Raw genomic sequence first — 16,882 nt, forward strand, 5'->3', positions numbered from 1 at the left:
AAGTAACACGTACATAACCTGAGGTTTGGATAAGGAGGTATCGGTGAATCGTTCCATTAAGTCAAAATTGCCCCTAATATTTCTTGTTTGTATTTCGTTATGGTGGGGATTCTATTACCAATCTAATGGCTCGCTTAATGATTATGGCAGTGCAAATTTTGAATGGTTGTTTCTTTTAGATGCGTTGATTGTGCTGCCAATTATCTGCTTTTTTTGTGTAGAAGATAGAAAAGAAGCCTTCTTAAAGTCGGTTATTTTAGTGTGTTTGGCTGTACTTATCGGCAGTTACATTATTCCCGAACAAAGTAAGCTAATTTGGCATTATCTTGAAAATGGGCGCTACGTTTTATTGGCTATCACGCTTGCTTTTGAACTGGCTGCAATTTTAACTGTATACCTTGCGATTAAAGCCGCCATTTGCAAGTCTGAAGACCCCGACCAAGCCATTGAAAAACCGATTAAAAAATATGTTGGTGACGGCCCTGTTGCAAAGTTACTGAGTTTTGAAACCCGAATGTGGACCTATGCGCTTTTTTCTAAGCGAGTGCAGCCAAAAAACTTCAGTGGCGAGCAGCACTTCACGTATCACAACAAAGATGGGGCACAAAGCAATCTGCTTGGTTTTATCTTTTTAATTGCACTTGAAGTGCCAATTGCACATTTATTGCTGCATTTTATCTGGTCTCCGTTTGCGGCAAATATCGTCACTTTGCTGACGATATTTAGCTTGGTATTTTTCTTTGCAGAGTACCGTGCTGTTGCAAAACGGCCTATTTCTTTGGTGGGAAATCATTTATTCATTCGATACGGCCTTTATCAGCCATTCGTTATACCGTTAAGTAAAATAGCAAAAATTCAGAAGAGTACAGGGGTTGTGGGGCGCTCTAAGTCTATAAAGCGCTATAACTATTCGGGTTTCCCTAATGTTGAAATTGCACTGGTAGAACCAGTGGGGAGTGTTAAAAGTGTTTTCATTGGGGTAGATAATGCCGAACAATTTATCTCAACTTTATCAACTGAGGCATCACGGCTGGGAGCCGTTCGTTAAAGTCGACGTTATTGCCGTAAACTTCTAGATAATGCACGTGGTATATCGTCCTTAAACAGAGTATGCCATCGTATCACTTGCGCTTTTCTGACAGGCACTTCGCCTTTTCACTATCAACATTTAAGCAATGTAAACATGAGTAATAATCACGCACTAGGTCACTTTAGCTAGTCACGATGGCATTAATTTCCCAGATTAATTCAGCATTTAAACCTTTTGCTCATTTGCCTCGTCTAAAGAATGATTTTAGTTATTTATAAAGGAAAACTATGAAATTCTTTATCGCTATTATGCTAGCAGCAGCCTTATCTGCTACCAGCGCCATAGCAGCGCCTACAAAGAAAATACTAATGGTGGCTTCTAATATGGTAGATATGGGAGACCCTGAAAAACATGATGCACGAAACAACTTATGGGAATTTGCACCTCCGTATCATATTTTTGTTAGCCACGGCTTTGAAGTTGATTTTGTATCACCCAATGGTGGTGAAGTTAAGTTCATGATGGATCCGCTAGGGATAAGTAGTTACACCATCAAATATGAGGGCTTCTTAGAAAAAGCAAACAATTCACTCAAACCCTCTGAAATTGAACCGAATGACTATTGGGGAGTATTCATCGGTGGTGGCTACGGTGTCATGTTTGACGTTGCAGATAATAAAAAAATTCACTCCATTATAAGTAGCATCTATGAGTCAGGTGGTATGGTCGGTGTTGGTGGCCATGGTTCAGCAGGTATTGCAAACGTGACATTATCTAATGGGGAGTTTTTGGTGAAAGGGAAAAAAGTAGCAGGATTCCCTAACTCCACAGAACTATCTAAGCCATGGGCAAAGCAAGGAACACTTTTGCCTTTTCTTATTGAAAGTCAGCTTAATAAGAATGGTGCTATCGCTCAAAATAAGAAAACACTAAAAAATAAACACGCAGTGATCGCAGATCAACGGGTTATCTCAACAATGTTTTTGCCCTCAGCCGCACTTGTCGCAAAGGAAATGATAATCTTAAAGCAGCAGTAACAGTGCTTAGCAAGCCAACTCAAAGAACAATAAACGGTTGGTATTGCTTCTTTGATGCTAATTTTAACCAGTTATTTTGTTGTCTCTGATTAGAGCGCTAGATGCCGGTTACACTTCAAATTTAGGAGTTTTTGTGAATCGATTAATAACCCAGTCTGTATCATTGATATTTGTCATCTCATTAATGGCAGTGTTGGCTTCTTGCGCAAGTTATGATGCCATTAATTTTGAGTCCAATACGAAAGCGGAAATCACAGAATTTATTGATGACAATCCTGGGCAGGTGGTCTCAATTTCTGTTGTAGATGCAGAGAATACTTACCAATATCACTTAGGGACGTTAAGGAATGGAGATACACCTGATAACCAGACAATATATGAAATTGCCTCTATAACTAAAACCTATACCGGTTTAGTTGTTGCTAAAGCCATTCAGGATGGGAAGGTTGAGCTTGATAAAGATATTCGTCATTACCTCAAAAATAATGAATACAAAAATTTAGAGCTGTCTAATCAATATATAACATTACGACACCTTATGACTCACACAAGTGGTCTCCCACAAGAGTTTGCTTACAACAGTGAAGACAAAGCTAAAGGCGTTGCAGTTGCTTTTGAAAAAATGTCAAATTATTCCAGAGATAATTACTTTGAGGATCTTAAAAAAGTAAAGCTGAATTCTATACCTGGTGAGGACTATTTGTATTCAAGCGTTGGTACTAATTTAGCAGGGTATATTCTGGAATCTGTTTATCAAAAACCTTTTGCTTTATTGGTTTCTGAATTCATCACAGCTAAGTCTAAAGAGCAGCACACGAAATTTAGAGGCACTCACTTTAAGCCAGGCGAAATTACTGTGGGTATAAGAGATGGTGAACAAGTGCCTCTGTCCAGTGCATATAGTTTTGCTGGGGGAGGGTTGACTACAAACGTTGAATCTATCACGCAGTATATTCAACACCAACTTTCGGCAGAGCCTGAGGTAGCTATTTCTCATCAACTTCTGAATGAAAGTTGGACGGGTCATGGTATGGCATTTTTTTGGTACACAAATAACTATGATTCAAATGAACAAGTTCTATACCATAGTGGTGGTTCAATGGGCACATCTAGCTGGCTTGCCATTTATCCGAAGAAAAAAATTGGTATTTTCATTGCAACCAATGTAGCTGGAAAAAATACTCAACCAAAGTTAGAAGCTATTTCAAATAAGGTTTTTGACCATTTAATTGAATATAAAAAAGCTTTAAAGTCTGAGCTGTAATCGCTGGCTTCGTTGTACGTTGTAGTCAACAATTATTCACCGCTTATTACGGCCTTAGCACGCCTTAATGATATACGAACCTATAGCATTGAAAATTAAGTCAGTATATAGGCCAGATCAAAGTACGGTGGTTGCTGACGCTCTCTTTAGACATTGGGTTAAAGATCATCGAGGGGTCAAGCTATTGGAAAATTGTAGCAAACTTTGACTCCTCGTGGGTTTTAAAGCCCAAGGTAAAGGTGACTTATGTGTTGAGGTTGTAATTTTTACTTGTGGATAAATGAGGTATTCAGGAATACACGCTAATGAGTGGTCATGCTTCAGGAGATGACTCAAAAATTGGAGCAAACAGTATTTCTGGGTATCTATTTCGGACGGCATGTACAAAAATATCAACATTTTCTTGATAGCAGCAAGTTAGGTAGTTGATCCACTCTATATATCTTGAGCTCTTACCGTCTCGAAGTTGGCAAGAAAATTTTTCTATTGGGTTATCACCATTTAATACAGAGTCAATATCGAAGGTGTTTTTTATATTTTTCCATAGCATTCGCTCTGAATCTAAAAGTTTGGTGAATAGCTTGTTGAGGTACTTATCTTGTAAACCGAAACTCCCAAATCCTAGCTTGTAGTTTTTAACCGTTTCATTTAATTCACCAAAATGAACACCGCAGAAGCGCGGTAAATCAATAGAGCTGGAATAGAGCTTGTTTATATCGACGTAATAAAACAGAGTACTGAGAGCGGTGTAGTCATGAATGACAGTATCGTACAGTGTTGCTCCTGTGCTGTAATTGCCTTGATCAATGTCCTTTTCATGAGCCTTCTTCATCTTTCTGAGTACGTCAACGGTATAAATATGTTCATTGTCAAGTTTGTCAATCATAGTGTGGTGTGTAGGGCACATCCACATAAGGTTGTCATAGCTGTTGACTTTAGCTTCTGATAGATCTGGGTTGTGACGTGCTCCTTTTTTACCAATCGCTTCAATATGAGCCTTTTCGCCAACCACAGAGTTGTTACTAATTAGTAGCCTTTTACAAATTTCTCCTTCGTGACGATAAGAACATCGACCTCCTGCTGATGCAACCAGCCGTTTCAGATCTTTTTCGGTATAGCTACGGGTGATTTTCTTTGTCATAGTGTTCACAGTGTTCTTAATTAATAACCAAAGTGATACTATAACACATTGAAGCATAATAAAATTGCTTAAGGTTGATAGCTAACCTTTGGCATTTTTGTTCGGTTGGCTTGAGTGTCGCGGTAGTTACCCACAACTTAGCAAGTTGTCACCCCACACACGCTTAAAACAATGAAAACAATCAGGTTTGATTAACCCAGCGTGACAGCTCTAGCTAACCATTACAAGTAGATTTATTCCAGCTTATTGCTCACCTAATATCTTATCTAAATTCGCTTTTGAACGGGCGACGCTTTCTAGTGGTGTCAGGCCATTTGGATATTCTTCTTGTTCAATCACTAACCACTGCGTGCCGCCGTGTTGCTGCATAGTTTGGATGAGCGTTTTCCACGGATACGCGTTTTCACCAATAATTGGACTTTTGCCGTCCCCTTGGTGCGTGCGTATTTTAATATGGGTGGATACAGTTCTTCCTGCATATCGCTTAACATATTCGCGGGCTGATTTACCTGCGTAATTCACCCAGCCAACATCAAGCTGTAGTGGCAAGTCATTGGGGGTATTGGTGGCGATGTAATCCCAAAAAGTGCTAGCAGCGTACGCATTAAATTCTTTTTCATGATTATGAAATCCGATCTTCATATCGTAACGTTTGGCAACTTGGTGCACGTGGTTTAGTTGCTTTACAAATGTTGGGACATGATTGTTACTCCACGCTCTTTCATCCCAAGGGATAAAGAGTGTAGATACGCCTAAGGTTTTGTAAAAGAGCAGGGTGCTTGTTAGTTTGTCTTCAGCTAACGCGTCAAAGCCGACGTGCGCGCTGCTCGCAACTAAGCCGAGTTTAGCTAGTCTTTGCTTTAATTTACTTGGGTTATCGGTATAGCTGCCAAAGTTTCCGGCAAATTCAACACCTTCAAATCCCATGCTTGCAAGTGCTTGCAAAGTACCGTCAAAGTCTTTTGTCAATTCATCTTTTACCGACCATAACTGAACACTTATAGGTAAGTATTGCAGAGCTGGCTTGGCATACAGTGGTGAGATAAAACTTAAAGCAATGAACAGTAGTGCCTGCGTTAATCGTTTTGTGCTTTTAACAAACATCATCTACTCCAAAAGAAAAAGCAGAGATAAACTCTGCTTCGATTCGTCATAACAAAATGACTCAAGGGTTAGTCACGGTACGCATACTGGCTTAGTCCAAGTTCGGCCAGTACGCCATCTAGATGTGCCTTGGCTTCGGCAGTCGGCCCAGGGTAATCGCCTGCAATTGGCACGTTTCCAAGGTAACCAATATCCTTACAGCCCTCTGGTGTGCAGAAATAAGCGCCGAGGACGAGATCCTTGAAGCGCAAAAAAGCTTTACCAATTCGTTGAAATTGCTCTGGCGTGTGTTTATCAAAATACGCAATGTCATCAATTATTGCTTGCTGTTGAGCGGTTGCAAGCGCGACAAACTGCTGCTGAAAGCGTAATTGTGATTCATCATCAATCCAAGCTAATGCGTGCAATATTGTTACTCGGTCTTTTTGCTGGCCATGGTATGGCGCGCTTACCCATTCATCAATAACACTTGGCACTTGTACTTCAGAGGCAGACGGATGGCTCTCTTCTTTTGGCACAATCCAATCCGCAAGGACAGCCACTAAGGTAAGTTGTGCTTCAGTTAAGGTTAATGGCCATGGTGATTCTGGTGGGATCACCATGTTGGGATCTGTACCATATCCTTTAGCTGTTACGGGTTTAATATCAACATCGGGCCAGTGTCCAGCATTTGGCGTAATCGTCTCTTCTACCACTTTACTACAACCTGCGGTCACGGTGAGCGCTGAGCCTGCTGCAAGCAAGCCTAACCATTTTAATGACTCGCGGCGCGTCATACCTGAAACATATCTGTAAGGGTTAAGGTTATCAGGTGTATTCATCACAGCACTCCTTTATCAATCTGTTCAGCCAGCCAAGTCGAGTTTCGCATCGCCAAAGTCATAATGGTTAAGGTGCAGTTCTTATGCGGGTTTGAAGCAAAGACCCCTGCGTCCATTACAAATAGGTTGTTACAGTCCCAAGTTTGGCCCCATTGGTTGGTGACGGAATCTTTGGGTGAACTGCCCATTCTTGTGGTGCCGACTTCATGAATGATCTCACCCCCTTTTGAAATAGCCTTTTCCGCAGGAGGTAGTTCGCCGACCTTGGCGCCCATGGTTTCAAGGATTTGCTTTGCGGTTATAAGGCCGTGTTCAATTTGCTTTAGCTCTCTGTCAGACCATTTGAAATGGAATTTGGCAACTGGGATCCCCCATTTGTCTTTGACACTCTCATCAATTTCCATGTAAGAATCTGGGTTAGGTAGCATTTCTCCGCGTAGTGCAAATCCAACATAAGAGCCATACGCGTCGCGTACTTGCTGCTTTAGCTCGGGGCCATAACCTTGCTTGTCGCCTGAAACGCCAGAGCCCGGTTCCCTAAAGCCACTGCTAATTTCAAAATGGTAGCCTCGAGGGAAGGCTAACTCACCTTTTTCTTGTGCTTTGTGGCCCCACCAAGGAATAAATAGGTGGTTGGCGGTATGGCCATCTTCGTTATAACGAGGGCGGCCTTTTAACGCGGGTATTTGCGCACCAAGCCAAGCACCAGTGGAGTCCATCAGATTCCGTCCAACGTGGCCGCTAGAGTTGGCTAATCCATTAGGGTGTTTAGTATGTTTTGAGTTCAGTAAAATACGTGCAGATTCACAAGCACTGGCAGCGAGTATGACAACGTCGGCGTTAAGAGCGTGCTCTTGTGCAGACTTTTTATCGACATAAGTGATGCCGGTAACCTTACCTTCTTCATCCGTAGTCACTGATTTCACCATGGCGTCGGTGATCACCTCAAGGTTGCCCGTAGCTTTTGCCATCGGAATTAGTGAAGTGGTGGTTTGAAAAGCCGCGCCAATAGAGCAGCCATGGCCACATGGCGTCGCATAAAAGCAAGCTGAGCGATCGCCTTTACTACGGGTAAGCACTGCGCGGTGCATGGGCACAGCTGGGATCCCTAATTTTTTAGCCGCAGCGGCAACAAGCAGCTCGGGTACTCTTGGTTTGGGCGGTGGCTGCAAGATCCCCGGAGCAGAGGGGGGCATATCATCAAGCCCAGTGTTCGTGCCACAGACTCCAACTATTTCCTCGGTTTTATCATACCAAGGTGCAATATCTTGGTATTCGAATGGCCAATCAGCCCCGTGACCGTCACGACTTTTCCCCTTGAAGTCATGTTCACTAAAGCGCAGCGAATAGCGCCCCCAATGGTTAGTTCGGCCACCAAGCATACGGGCTCGCCACCAATAGAAGTCGGTATTTTCAGCGTGTGTATAGGGTTCGTCAGGCACTTGCCAGCCACCATCAATGGTTGCATCGTAAAAGCCAAAGTTTTTATCTTTGTTACCTGCTCCCATCAAAGGTGCTTCGCTATTGCGACGGAACATGGGGGTTTCTTTCTTAGGATCGTAATTTCTACCGGCCTCTAGCATCAACACCTTATGTCCAAGCTTAGCCAGGGTGTATGCAGCCATTGCACCACCTGCACCGGAGCCAACGACGAGTACTTTATGGTTAAATTCCGCCATCATTAAAGCTCCCTGATCTTGATATTTTTAAACCAAACTTGGTCACCATGGTCTTGCAGACCGATATGGCCTTTTTTGCCTTCAGCGAATCCTTCCCATGTCGCGAACTTGCTGCCTTTGACTAGGGTATTCCATGTACTGCTACCTATCACCACACTGGTGGTACTGACTCCGTTCTGCCATACTTGGAGGTGATTATCTAGCATTTTAATACGTACTTGATTCCATTTTTCAGCAGGCTTATGTGCCTTACTTGGTGCGGCAATCAAGTCAAAGATAGAGCCAGCCAGATGAGAGTCGATTTTGTTATCAGGGTGCTCTTCGTTGTCTAAGATCTGGATTTCAGGTGCTCGTGAATAAATTGCACTGCCTATTTCATCGACCAGCACAAAGATCCCACTATTGCCTTTTCTTGACACTTTCCATTCGAGCTGTAACTCAAAATTACGATATATTTCTTTGGTTAGAATGTCGCCGCCGCCCCCTTGCGTTAACGTCATTGCCCCGTCTTTCACTTGCCATTTTGGGTCAAGAGTGTCGCGTTTAAAGTTACGCCAATGAGACATGTCTTTGCCATCGAATAACAATTGCCATCCCGCTTGTTGCTCTTGTTGGCTCAATTGATTATCAGTGGTACTCGCACAAGCGGTACAACTAACAGTCAACGCCAGCGTGAGCATTTTTATAGAGTTGAGCATAATGGAACCTCGTTTGTTCACTTTTTACTTGTTGCTACTTGTACCAATTAGTCTTAATACTTGCTCAATTTGAAGGCGCAAACCTAACGCAGGCTGCTTGAACAATTTTCGCCTTATTATCGGCAAGGCTTTTTCACCTCAAAATAGCAAGCTTAATTAAGCGAATTGGTATTACGCGTATTTCTCTACGCGCTTATTTTTATTGATATAAAGATAAAGGCCGATAAAAGCCACAATTAGAATCGCTGGAAATAACAGGATGTTTTCAAGCACTGCTTGACCGGCAATAAGTTCAGATTGCTGTGACGTTAATTCTGCGGCTTGCGCCTCACGCCTTGCTGAATCAATCCAACTGCCAATTACAGGATTCCACATGCTAACGGCAAACATACCAGCGCCCCCCATCAAAGACATGCCCAGAGCCCCCGTTTTTGGTGTGTACTCTGCAACACAGCCCAGCATCGTTGGCCAAAAATACGTGACACCCAAAGCAAATAAGATGGCGGCTAGGTAAACGGCTGCTCCGTGCACTTGACTCATCATAAAAATACCAGCCGTTGCTAATACAGCAGAGCCGAGCAGTACGCCCGTTGGGTTAAAGCGGTGGACAATGGGCCCTGCAAAAAATCTGCCCAATGCCATAAGTCCTGTGATAAGTGCAAGGATCATCATTGGAGATGCGCCAGAAGCTCCTAAAATACGCTCAATCCACTGTTGTGTACCAAGCTCGGTTGTTGCTGTTAAGGTCATACAGCAGATTAAAAATAGATATAATGGCGAGAACAGGTGTTTAAGGTTGCTGGTGGTAGAATGATCTGTGCGATCAAATTCCGGAAATTGTGATTTGATCATCATCGCACCGTAAATCAGCGTTGGAATTAATATCAAAGCAACTTGCCACTGCCAATTAAAGCCCAATGTCGTCATGGCACTCGATGCCAGAGCACCAATCACTATGCCGCCTGGGAACCAAACGTGGAAACGGTTAAGCATGGTGGTTGTATTTTTGGGGTACATTTCAGCGATCAGCGGGTTGCAGCCAGCTTCTACAGAGCCATTGGCAAAGCCTATCAAAAAGGTCGAGATGAGCAAAAGCCAAAAACCATCTGCGGTAATGGTCAAAACCAACCCTGCAAAGTGGCAAAAAAAGGCTAAAGCGATAAGCTTTTTGGCACCGATGGCGTTGTAAATAGCACCACCGAGCATGGTTGCTATAGGGAAGCCTAGAAATGCCATCGCGTTTACCCAGCCCAGCTCCGTGTCGGAAAGGCCAAATTGTCCGCCTAGCTGTCCTAAAATACCCGCTCGGATCGCAAATGTCATTGACGTCACAACCAATGCTAGGCAACAAAGATGGAAGACGATACGATTATAATTGTTATTTTTCATGGTCGCTGTCCTGTTTATATTAAACCGAGTATTTGCTTATTGCGCTCGGTGTCTGTACTACTGCCTGCGAAGTCATCGAAGGCTGTCTCTGTGGGTCTGATCAGGTTTTGTTTAATAAATTCAGCCCCTTCTTTGGCGCCATCTTCGGGATGTTTAATGCAGCACTCCCATTCCAACACCGCCCAGCCATCAAAACCGTACTGTGTTAACTTGCTGAATATTTTTTTAAAATCGACCTGTCCGTCACCTAATGAACGAAACCGTCCTGGCCGTTGTTGCCATCCTTGGTATCCGCCGTATACACCGCAGCGGCCGTTGGGGATAAATTCGGCATCTTTTACATGAAATGCTTTTATTCGCTCATGATAGATGTCGATAAATGCTAAATAATCCAATTGCTGTAAAACAAAGTGGCTCGGATCATAAAGAATATTGGCTCGGGGGTGGTGATTGGTCGCTGCTAAAAAGCGCTCAAAGGTGACCCCGTCATGCAAATCTTCACCGGGATGAAGCTCGTAGCACACATCTACACCTACCTCATCGAAACGGTTCAAAATAGGCAGCCAACGTTTAGCCAACTCCTCAAAGCCTTGCTCAACAAGTCCACTGGGCCTTTGCGGCCAAGGGTAAACAGTATGCCAAAGCAGCGCGCCTGAGAAAGTGGCATGAGCGGTTAGCCCTAGCTTTTCACTCGCACTGGCTGCAAGCAGTAATTGATCAACAGCCCATTGTGTTCTTGCTTGTGCTTTACCATGCACCTCTTTTGGTGCAAATCCATCAAACATCTGGTCATATGCTGGGTGTACGGCAACCAACTGACCTTGCAAGTGTGTAGATAGCTCAGAAATAGTAAGGCCATACTCATTGGCAATGCCAGTAATTTCATCGCAATAATCCTGGCTTTCAGCGGCTTTTCTTAAATCAAATAATCGCGCCTCCCAGCTAGGTAGTTGGATCCCTTTGTAACCTAATTGGCTTGCCCATTGACAAATACTATTAAAGTCGTTGAATGGTGTTTGCTCAGAAGCAAACTGCGCGAGAAAAATTGCCGGTCCTTTGATTTGTTTCATGTGTATTTTATCCGATGTTAAAAGGGTGCCACTTGGTTTCTTTTGCACTGGCAGCAACTGCGTTTTCTATAAATGCCATACCGCGAACTGCCGCTTGAATACTCGGTACGTCAAAGTCTTCTGGCTGGACATCCGGTTGTTGCTGGCGCGCTTGAATAAGCATGGCAAAATTAAGATAAATATTGGCAAAGGCCTCTAGATAGCCTTCAGGGTGACCTGCTGGCACACGGGTCGCATTGGTCGCGGCGTGGCAAAGCGTGCCGGCTCCTGTACGGAGTAACTGAGCCGGTGCATCTTTCATGCGTAGCCAGAGGCTATTAGGCTCCATTTGTGACCACTCGATACTGGCTTTGTCGCCATAGATTTTTAACGTGAGATTATTTTCCTCACCAAGTGCTATTTGACTTGCTAGTAGCACGCCTTTTGCACCATTATCAAAACGTAATAATACCGTGCCGTCATCATCTAGCTGGCGCCCACAAACAACGGTGTTTAAATCGGCACAAAGAGAAGTGATAGTTAAGCCACTTACATATTCGGCGAGGTTGGCTGCATGTACGCCAATATCACCCATACAGCAGCTGATCCCAGATTGACTCGCATCTAAGCGCCAACTTGCTTGTTTACTTTGCTCGTCATCTTCACTTGCAAGCCATCCTTGACTGTATTCAACAACGACTTTACGAATATTACCTAGTTCTCCTGTGGCAATACGGTGGCGTGCCTCTTTCACCATGGGGTAACCTGTATAGGTATGAGTCAACCCATACAGGCAATTTGTCTGTTGTAATAAGGTTTGTAGTTGTAATGCTTCGGACAAATTCAGCGTTGCAGGCTTGTCGCTTAATACATGAAAGCCATACTCGATAGCTTTTGCCGCTATCGGAAAATACAGGTGATTTGGTGTCACAATAGCGACAAAATGAATGCGTTCAGACTCAGGAAGCGCAGCTTCAGATTGCAATAACATGTGGTAGTCATCATAGCAACGTGTTGGTGCTAACCCTAGCTGTTTACCCATTGTTATACTTTTCTGTGGATCTGAGCTAAAAGCGCCTGCTACTAATTCTATCTGGCCGTCCAAACGTGCTGCAATTCGGTGTACAGCGCCTATAAAAGCACCTTCACCACCACCAACCATGGCCATACGGATTTTGCAATTATCCATTGTTTAGCTCCATCGAGTTATCAAGGTGAGTTGATCTGATGCTATTGATAATAGGAAAGTGCTATACCTTAGCGGTAATAAAAATTCGGTTGACAATGCAACAAAATCGGCGTTTAAATAAATTGGTTTAGTTCATTTTGTTAAGATGGGAAAGGGTGTGATAGAGCAAAGCATTTTGACTCAAGCTGGGGTCAATCAACTAATAGCGGCGTTTGATTTGATCCCAGATATTCTTTTTTGGGTGAAAGATACAGACAGTAGGATAGTGCACGCGAATCAACAGTTTGTTGAGCACCAAGGTTATAAAGCATTAGAACAAATATTGTACAAAACCGATTTCGACTTCTCGCCACCACATTTGGCATTTCAATATGTAAATGATGATAAGCGGGTGATGGAAGGGTACATAGTGACAGATAGACTAGAGTTAAATCAAACGAGTAGCGGTGATTTGGCATGGTTTTCTACATCTAAGCATGTGCTATTAGATGAAAATGGTAAGACTTTGGGTACATATGGTGTCACTCGGCATCTTGAAAAAACGTCAAAGGCGCTCTCTCATGTTAGAGCAATCGAAGCTCCTGTTGAATTTATTCGCACCAATTATCATCGTCATATCTGTATCGAAGAATTAGCAGACGTAGCTCACCTCTCCGTGAGCGCACTAGAGCGTAGGTTTAAAAAGCACCTAGCAAAAACCCCAAACCAGTTTATTAATGAAGTCAGATTAGAAAATGCCAGAAAGCTATTAGTTGAAACCCGTTTACCTGTGTCGCAGGTTGCCTATCAATGTGGTTTTTCAGAGCCTAGTTATTTTAGTAAGCAATTTCGTCGATTATTTGGTGATATTCCTTCACAGCTACGCAAAAAATTAGCATCAGTCGACTAGGGAGTTGCAGCGCCAGCAGCGTTAGATTTAGTGCAGAACGTGGTTTTTGGGGCGTAAACCATTGTTGTTTACAATAAGCGTTAATAGGTTTGTTATTAGCACTTCAGGCTATTTAGTGGTTACTGCACTTTATCTCTTTTTTGAGTGATCAGCTTTTACAGACTAGTAGAACCCAAAGTTGGCATACGTACCATTTTTACCAGAATCATTTTATTCTTTTTGTTTGATTTATTGGAATTAAATATTTTAGTTGGGCAAGTGAAGTTCAGGAGTCTTTTATTTCTTCTTTTTTTTCTTACGGTTATCTATTCCCATCCTGATACAAAACTATCCAATATCGTCATATTTTGTGAATATAGCGCATACTTCTTCGGTAATGAAGCGTATGAAGGTTTGCATCTTTTTTAACCTTTACGCCGATTTTGTTTTATTCCAAACCGATATTCTATTATCACTTTTGTTAATGCACTCACTATGCTGAACGAGTATTACAATTGGTTGCCCCCCTTTAAGGAAGCCAAAAAGGGTTGTCATAAGATCATCCGTCATGGAGCAGCAAGGGACGCATGATTTTATAAAAATAAAAATTTGGAGATAGTAATGGCCAATAATAATAACAGAAGCCATGCAGCAGGAAATTCACGGCAATTTAGCAAGTCTGTACTCGCTCTTGCGATATTATCAGCGACTAACTGGGCAATGGCTGAAGAAGCCGAAACAGAGCAGGCACAGGAAATCGAAACGATTGAGGTGCGCGGGATCCGCGCATCTATGGCTGAAAACTTGGCGATTAAGCGTTTATCAAACGCGATTGTGGATGCCATTACAGCAGAAGATATTGGCAAGTTTCCCGATAAAAATGTGGCGGATTCACTGCAACGTGTACCCGGTGTGGTGATTTCTCGTAGTGGCGGGGAAGGGGAAAACGTCAGTATTCGTGGCCTTTCCTCTGATCTTACTTTTACGCAGTTAAACGGCAATTTTATTGCTTCTTCTCCGGGCTCGCCGTCGCGCTCTTTTAGTTACTCTTTGTTGCCGTCTACCATGGTGCAATCGGTTGAAGTGTTTAAATCTTCTGAGGCGCGTTTAGATGAAGGTGGGGTCGGCGGCACGGTTATTCTACACAGCCGTAAACCACTGGATATGGAGGCAAATTCTGGGGCGTTAAATGTTGAATATACCTACGCTGATGTGACTGAAGAGTACGAGCCTAATTTTAGCGGCGTTTATTCTTGGAAGAACGAAGAAGAAACCTTTGGCTTGCTAGTTGGTTATACCAATCAAGACCGCACCAACCGGTCTTTAGGCGGTGATATGTCGGGCGGTGGCGGTTGGCGTTGGGCAACAAGTTCAGAATTGCCAGCGGCGGACACGGCGGGCAATGTGATTGCTGATAGTACACGTCGATTTGCAGCGTTAGAAGATGCTTATGGTAACGTTTATGATGGTGTTTGGGCACCGCAAGTTGCAGGTGTTGGGGTAACCAAAGAAAAACGTGAACGTCAGGGGTTACAAGCCACCATTCAATGGCGTCCAGTAGACGATTTATCTTTAACATTCAATCATTTTCATTTTGAGCTTGGGCAAAATCGCACCACGTCACAAATGTGGATCCCAGAGTGGAAGTACAGCCCAGATTACCTTACCGGTATTACCCTAGACGAAACCGGTACGATTGTGACAGGCATGGACTTTACCAGTGGCGCTGGTGGCACTGAAGGGAATCTTGAATTTCCTTGGATCATTGGTAGTTACACGGTAGAAAAAGACACCTCGGATACCTACGACTTCGCTTTTGAATATGCCGGTGATTTATATGATTTACGTGGTAAATTTGGTCACACTGAAGCCAGCGGAGGCCCTTCAGAATCTTGGAGCGCGGCGTATAAAAGCGGCCAACCTGCGAGTCGCAGCGATTCTGGACAGGTTGAAAACGCCGCTTCATTTGCTGGGTGGCGATTAGGCGACAGAGTGTCGCTGTACGCCGATCCCGCTTTGCTGTCTAACCTTCAGGCTGGTATTGCCGGCGATCCCGACCCGGGTTCGACAGGTTCAAGCTTTGTCGTCAGTGACTTAGAAGAGGACTATGCCCAGTTAGACCTTGATTATCGCGTCGGGTACGGCATCGTTGATACGCTGCATGTTGGTGCTAAATATCGTAAAGCGACACTGCACCGCGAAACCAACAACACCTTCTTCATCACTCAAGATGGGGCTGACAGAATTGCCAGTGGCGAGCTTGATCCATTCAGTCAAGGTGCCATTGATGAGGTGTCTTACCAGTGGATTGGTGGTATGCCAAAACTGGAAGATATTTTGAATACAACGTCTGAACAAAATATCCCAGGCGGTTTTGAAGTAAATACCATGCCCACGATCAATTGGGATAGATACCGCGAAATCGTGACCAGTGAATATGTTAAGCACACGCGCCGTGAGCCTGATTTTGTGTTCGACATAGAAGAAGAGATCATGGCCGCCTATCTACAAGCCGATTTTTCTTTTGGAGATTTTAGAGGAAACATCGGGGTACGCTATGTCGAGACTGAAACGCAGATTATGTCATCGGATAAAATTAACTACTTTTTAGATGACATTGATGATGTCACCGAAGAAGATATCTTAGGTGATGAGCGCCTTATTGACGTTGAAACCACCACCGTGCGTACCGTAACCGACTCGCAATTTTTACCTAGCTTCAATATTGTCTGGGATGCCAGCGACAATCTTGTTATACGAGGTGCTATCGCCAAAACGATGTCTCGAGCCCCGTTCAACGACATGGGAGCACCCGAGCAGTTAACCTTTATCTCTCAAGAATGGGCAGACGACAGGCTCGAGTTTAGAGGCAACCCTGTGGAGCCTGGATGGCGCGGCGCAGGTGGTAACAAAGCGCTAAAACCATTTGAATCGGTACAGATGGATTTATCTGCGGAGTATTATTATGGCGAAGGATCTGCGGTTGGCATTGCGGTATTCAACAAAGACGTAGATAACTTTATCGTGCCCTTGATCATTACCTCAGTAAGGCCGTTTGAGGGCTTTAATAACCCTTTTACCGGTGTTGAAATTGTGCCGCCGGGTGATATTACCGTCACGCCGTTTACCACCACCGCCAATGGTACAAACGCAACCTCTCGGGGAGTAGAGCTGTTTGCACAACATGCATTCGATAATGGCTTTGGTCTCAACGTTAACTACACCCTAAACGATACCAATCAGGCAGACATTAGCGTAGACGGTGAAAAGGTCGGTGAGTCTGCACTTGTCGGTAGTGCTGATAATCAATTTAACTTCTCCGTCTATTACGAGAATGACACTTTCAGTGTCAGAGCATCATATAACCGCCGAGGAGAGACCGCTTTGGGGCTTGCCGACGGGCTCACTGTATATCAGGAACCATATCAACAAGTTGATGTGAACGCTTCTTATAACTTGATGGAAAACCTGATCCTAACCGCGTCTGTGATCAACCTAACCAAAGAAGAACCGAGAACCTTTTATGGTGAAGATTCTAAAGCGAGATTGCGCAGCAGCAGCTACACCGGGCAGCGCTACTATGCCGGGATCACCTACCGATTTTAACTTTGGC

General features: G+C 43.8%; 13 protein-coding genes. 5 read left to right on the top strand and 8 right to left on the bottom strand.

The genetic code is table 11. The annotated features are described in order from the left end of the window. Positions 1-43 precede the first annotated feature (43 nt). The 3 genes from F9Y84_RS06690 to F9Y84_RS06700 all read left to right on the top strand — a co-directional run bounded on the left by F9Y84_RS06690 (position 44) and on the right by F9Y84_RS06700 (position 3,331). The gene (locus F9Y84_RS06690) at positions 44-1,048 is read left to right on the top strand and encodes a hypothetical protein (protein ID WP_147388850.1); all 1,005 of its coding nucleotides are present in this window, start codon (positions 44-46) and stop codon (positions 1,046-1,048) included. A 269-nt stretch (positions 1,049-1,317) separates the two neighbouring features. Then, on the top strand, positions 1,318-2,067 hold the full coding sequence (locus F9Y84_RS06695; RefSeq protein ID WP_128731405.1) for a type 1 glutamine amidotransferase domain-containing protein: 750 nt from the start codon (positions 1,318-1,320) through the stop codon (positions 2,065-2,067). Positions 2,068-2,200: 133 nt separating this feature from the next. Further along, positions 2,201-3,331 (top strand): serine hydrolase domain-containing protein, encoded by a 1,131-nt coding sequence (locus tag F9Y84_RS06700; RefSeq protein WP_147388851.1) that lies wholly within the window; start codon positions 2,201-2,203, stop codon positions 3,329-3,331. A 313-nt stretch (positions 3,332-3,644) separates the two neighbouring features. Here F9Y84_RS06700 and F9Y84_RS06705 read toward each other — a convergent pair whose 3' ends face one another. From F9Y84_RS06705 to F9Y84_RS06740, 8 genes are all read right to left on the bottom strand, one after another. After that, complete coding sequence (locus tag F9Y84_RS06705) at positions 3,645-4,472, bottom strand: hypothetical protein (RefSeq protein ID WP_147388852.1); 828 nt, start codon at positions 4,470-4,472, stop codon at positions 3,645-3,647. A gap of 243 nt (positions 4,473-4,715) precedes the next feature. Then, positions 4,716-5,579: a sugar phosphate isomerase/epimerase family protein gene (locus F9Y84_RS06710; protein WP_225740686.1), complete on the bottom strand. Its 864-nt coding sequence runs from the start codon at positions 5,577-5,579 to the stop codon at positions 4,716-4,718. A gap of 65 nt (positions 5,580-5,644) precedes the next feature. Continuing rightward, the gene (locus F9Y84_RS06715) at positions 5,645-6,397 is read right to left on the bottom strand and encodes a gluconate 2-dehydrogenase subunit 3 family protein (protein ID WP_125254090.1); all 753 of its coding nucleotides are present in this window, start codon (positions 6,395-6,397) and stop codon (positions 5,645-5,647) included. Beyond that, positions 6,397-8,079, bottom strand: coding sequence for a GMC family oxidoreductase (locus F9Y84_RS06720; protein ID WP_225740687.1), 1,683 nt, complete (start codon positions 8,077-8,079; stop codon positions 6,397-6,399). The genes F9Y84_RS06715 and F9Y84_RS06720 overlap by 1 nt, the downstream gene beginning before the upstream one ends. Further along, positions 8,079-8,774 (bottom strand): 3-keto-disaccharide hydrolase, encoded by a 696-nt coding sequence (locus F9Y84_RS06725; protein ID WP_147388853.1) that lies wholly within the window; start codon positions 8,772-8,774, stop codon positions 8,079-8,081. Before F9Y84_RS06725 ends, F9Y84_RS06720 begins: the two co-directional genes overlap by 1 nt. A 171-nt stretch (positions 8,775-8,945) precedes the next feature. Further along, positions 8,946-10,163, bottom strand: a complete 1,218-nt coding sequence (locus F9Y84_RS06730; protein ID WP_147388854.1) for an MFS transporter — start codon at positions 10,161-10,163, stop codon at positions 8,946-8,948. A 14-nt stretch (positions 10,164-10,177) separates the two neighbouring features. Then, positions 10,178-11,233 carry a sugar phosphate isomerase/epimerase family protein gene (locus F9Y84_RS06735; RefSeq protein WP_147388855.1) on the bottom strand — a complete coding sequence of 352 codons (1,056 nt, stop codon included), beginning with the start codon at positions 11,231-11,233 and terminating at the stop codon, positions 10,178-10,180. Positions 11,234-11,240: 7 nt separating this feature from the next. After that, positions 11,241-12,401 carry a Gfo/Idh/MocA family protein gene (locus tag F9Y84_RS06740; protein ID WP_147388856.1) on the bottom strand — a complete coding sequence of 387 codons (1,161 nt, stop codon included), beginning with the start codon at positions 12,399-12,401 and terminating at the stop codon, positions 11,241-11,243. Positions 12,402-12,558: 157 nt separating this feature from the next. Here F9Y84_RS06740 and F9Y84_RS06745 point away from each other — a divergent pair, with 157 nt between their 5' ends. Both F9Y84_RS06745 and F9Y84_RS06750 read left to right on the top strand, forming a co-directional pair. Continuing rightward, positions 12,559-13,290 (top strand): AraC family transcriptional regulator, encoded by a 732-nt coding sequence (locus tag F9Y84_RS06745; protein WP_128731265.1) that lies wholly within the window; start codon positions 12,559-12,561, stop codon positions 13,288-13,290. Between the two features lie 600 nt (positions 13,291-13,890). After that, a complete protein-coding gene (locus tag F9Y84_RS06750; protein ID WP_147388857.1) occupies positions 13,891-16,875 on the top strand; it encodes a TonB-dependent receptor in 2,985 nt (994 codons plus the stop codon). The last annotated feature ends 7 nt before the right edge of the window (positions 16,876-16,882 follow it).

The sequence above is a fragment of the Pseudoalteromonas peptidolytica genome, assembly GCF_012641745.1.
In the GTDB taxonomy this organism is placed as follows: Bacteria; Pseudomonadota; Gammaproteobacteria; order Enterobacterales; family Alteromonadaceae; genus Pseudoalteromonas; species Pseudoalteromonas peptidolytica.

Bases quoted from the DNA above. Each gene is read 5' to 3' on its own strand.
- F9Y84_RS06725 (WP_147388853.1), bottom strand. From the start codon at position 8,774: ATGCTCAACTCTATAAAAATGCTCACGCTGGCGTTGACTGTTAGTTGT.
- F9Y84_RS06710 (WP_225740686.1), bottom strand. From the start codon at position 5,579: ATGATGTTTGTTAAAAGCACAAAACGATTAACGCAGGCACTACTGTTC.
- F9Y84_RS06695 (WP_128731405.1), top strand. From the start codon at position 1,318: ATGAAATTCTTTATCGCTATTATGCTAGCAGCAGCCTTATCTGCTACC.
- F9Y84_RS06720 (WP_225740687.1), bottom strand. From the start codon at position 8,079: ATGATGGCGGAATTTAACCATAAAGTACTCGTCGTTGGCTCCGGTGCA.
- F9Y84_RS06735 (WP_147388855.1), bottom strand. From the start codon at position 11,233: ATGAAACAAATCAAAGGACCGGCAATTTTTCTCGCGCAGTTTGCTTCT.
- F9Y84_RS06750 (WP_147388857.1), top strand. From the start codon at position 13,891: ATGGCCAATAATAATAACAGAAGCCATGCAGCAGGAAATTCACGGCAA.
- F9Y84_RS06705 (WP_147388852.1), bottom strand. From the start codon at position 4,472: ATGACAAAGAAAATCACCCGTAGCTATACCGAAAAAGATCTGAAACGG.
- F9Y84_RS06730 (WP_147388854.1), bottom strand. From the start codon at position 10,163: ATGAAAAATAACAATTATAATCGTATCGTCTTCCATCTTTGTTGCCTA.
- F9Y84_RS06740 (WP_147388856.1), bottom strand. From the start codon at position 12,401: ATGGATAATTGCAAAATCCGTATGGCCATGGTTGGTGGTGGTGAAGGT.
- F9Y84_RS06715 (WP_125254090.1), bottom strand. From the start codon at position 6,397: ATGAATACACCTGATAACCTTAACCCTTACAGATATGTTTCAGGTATG.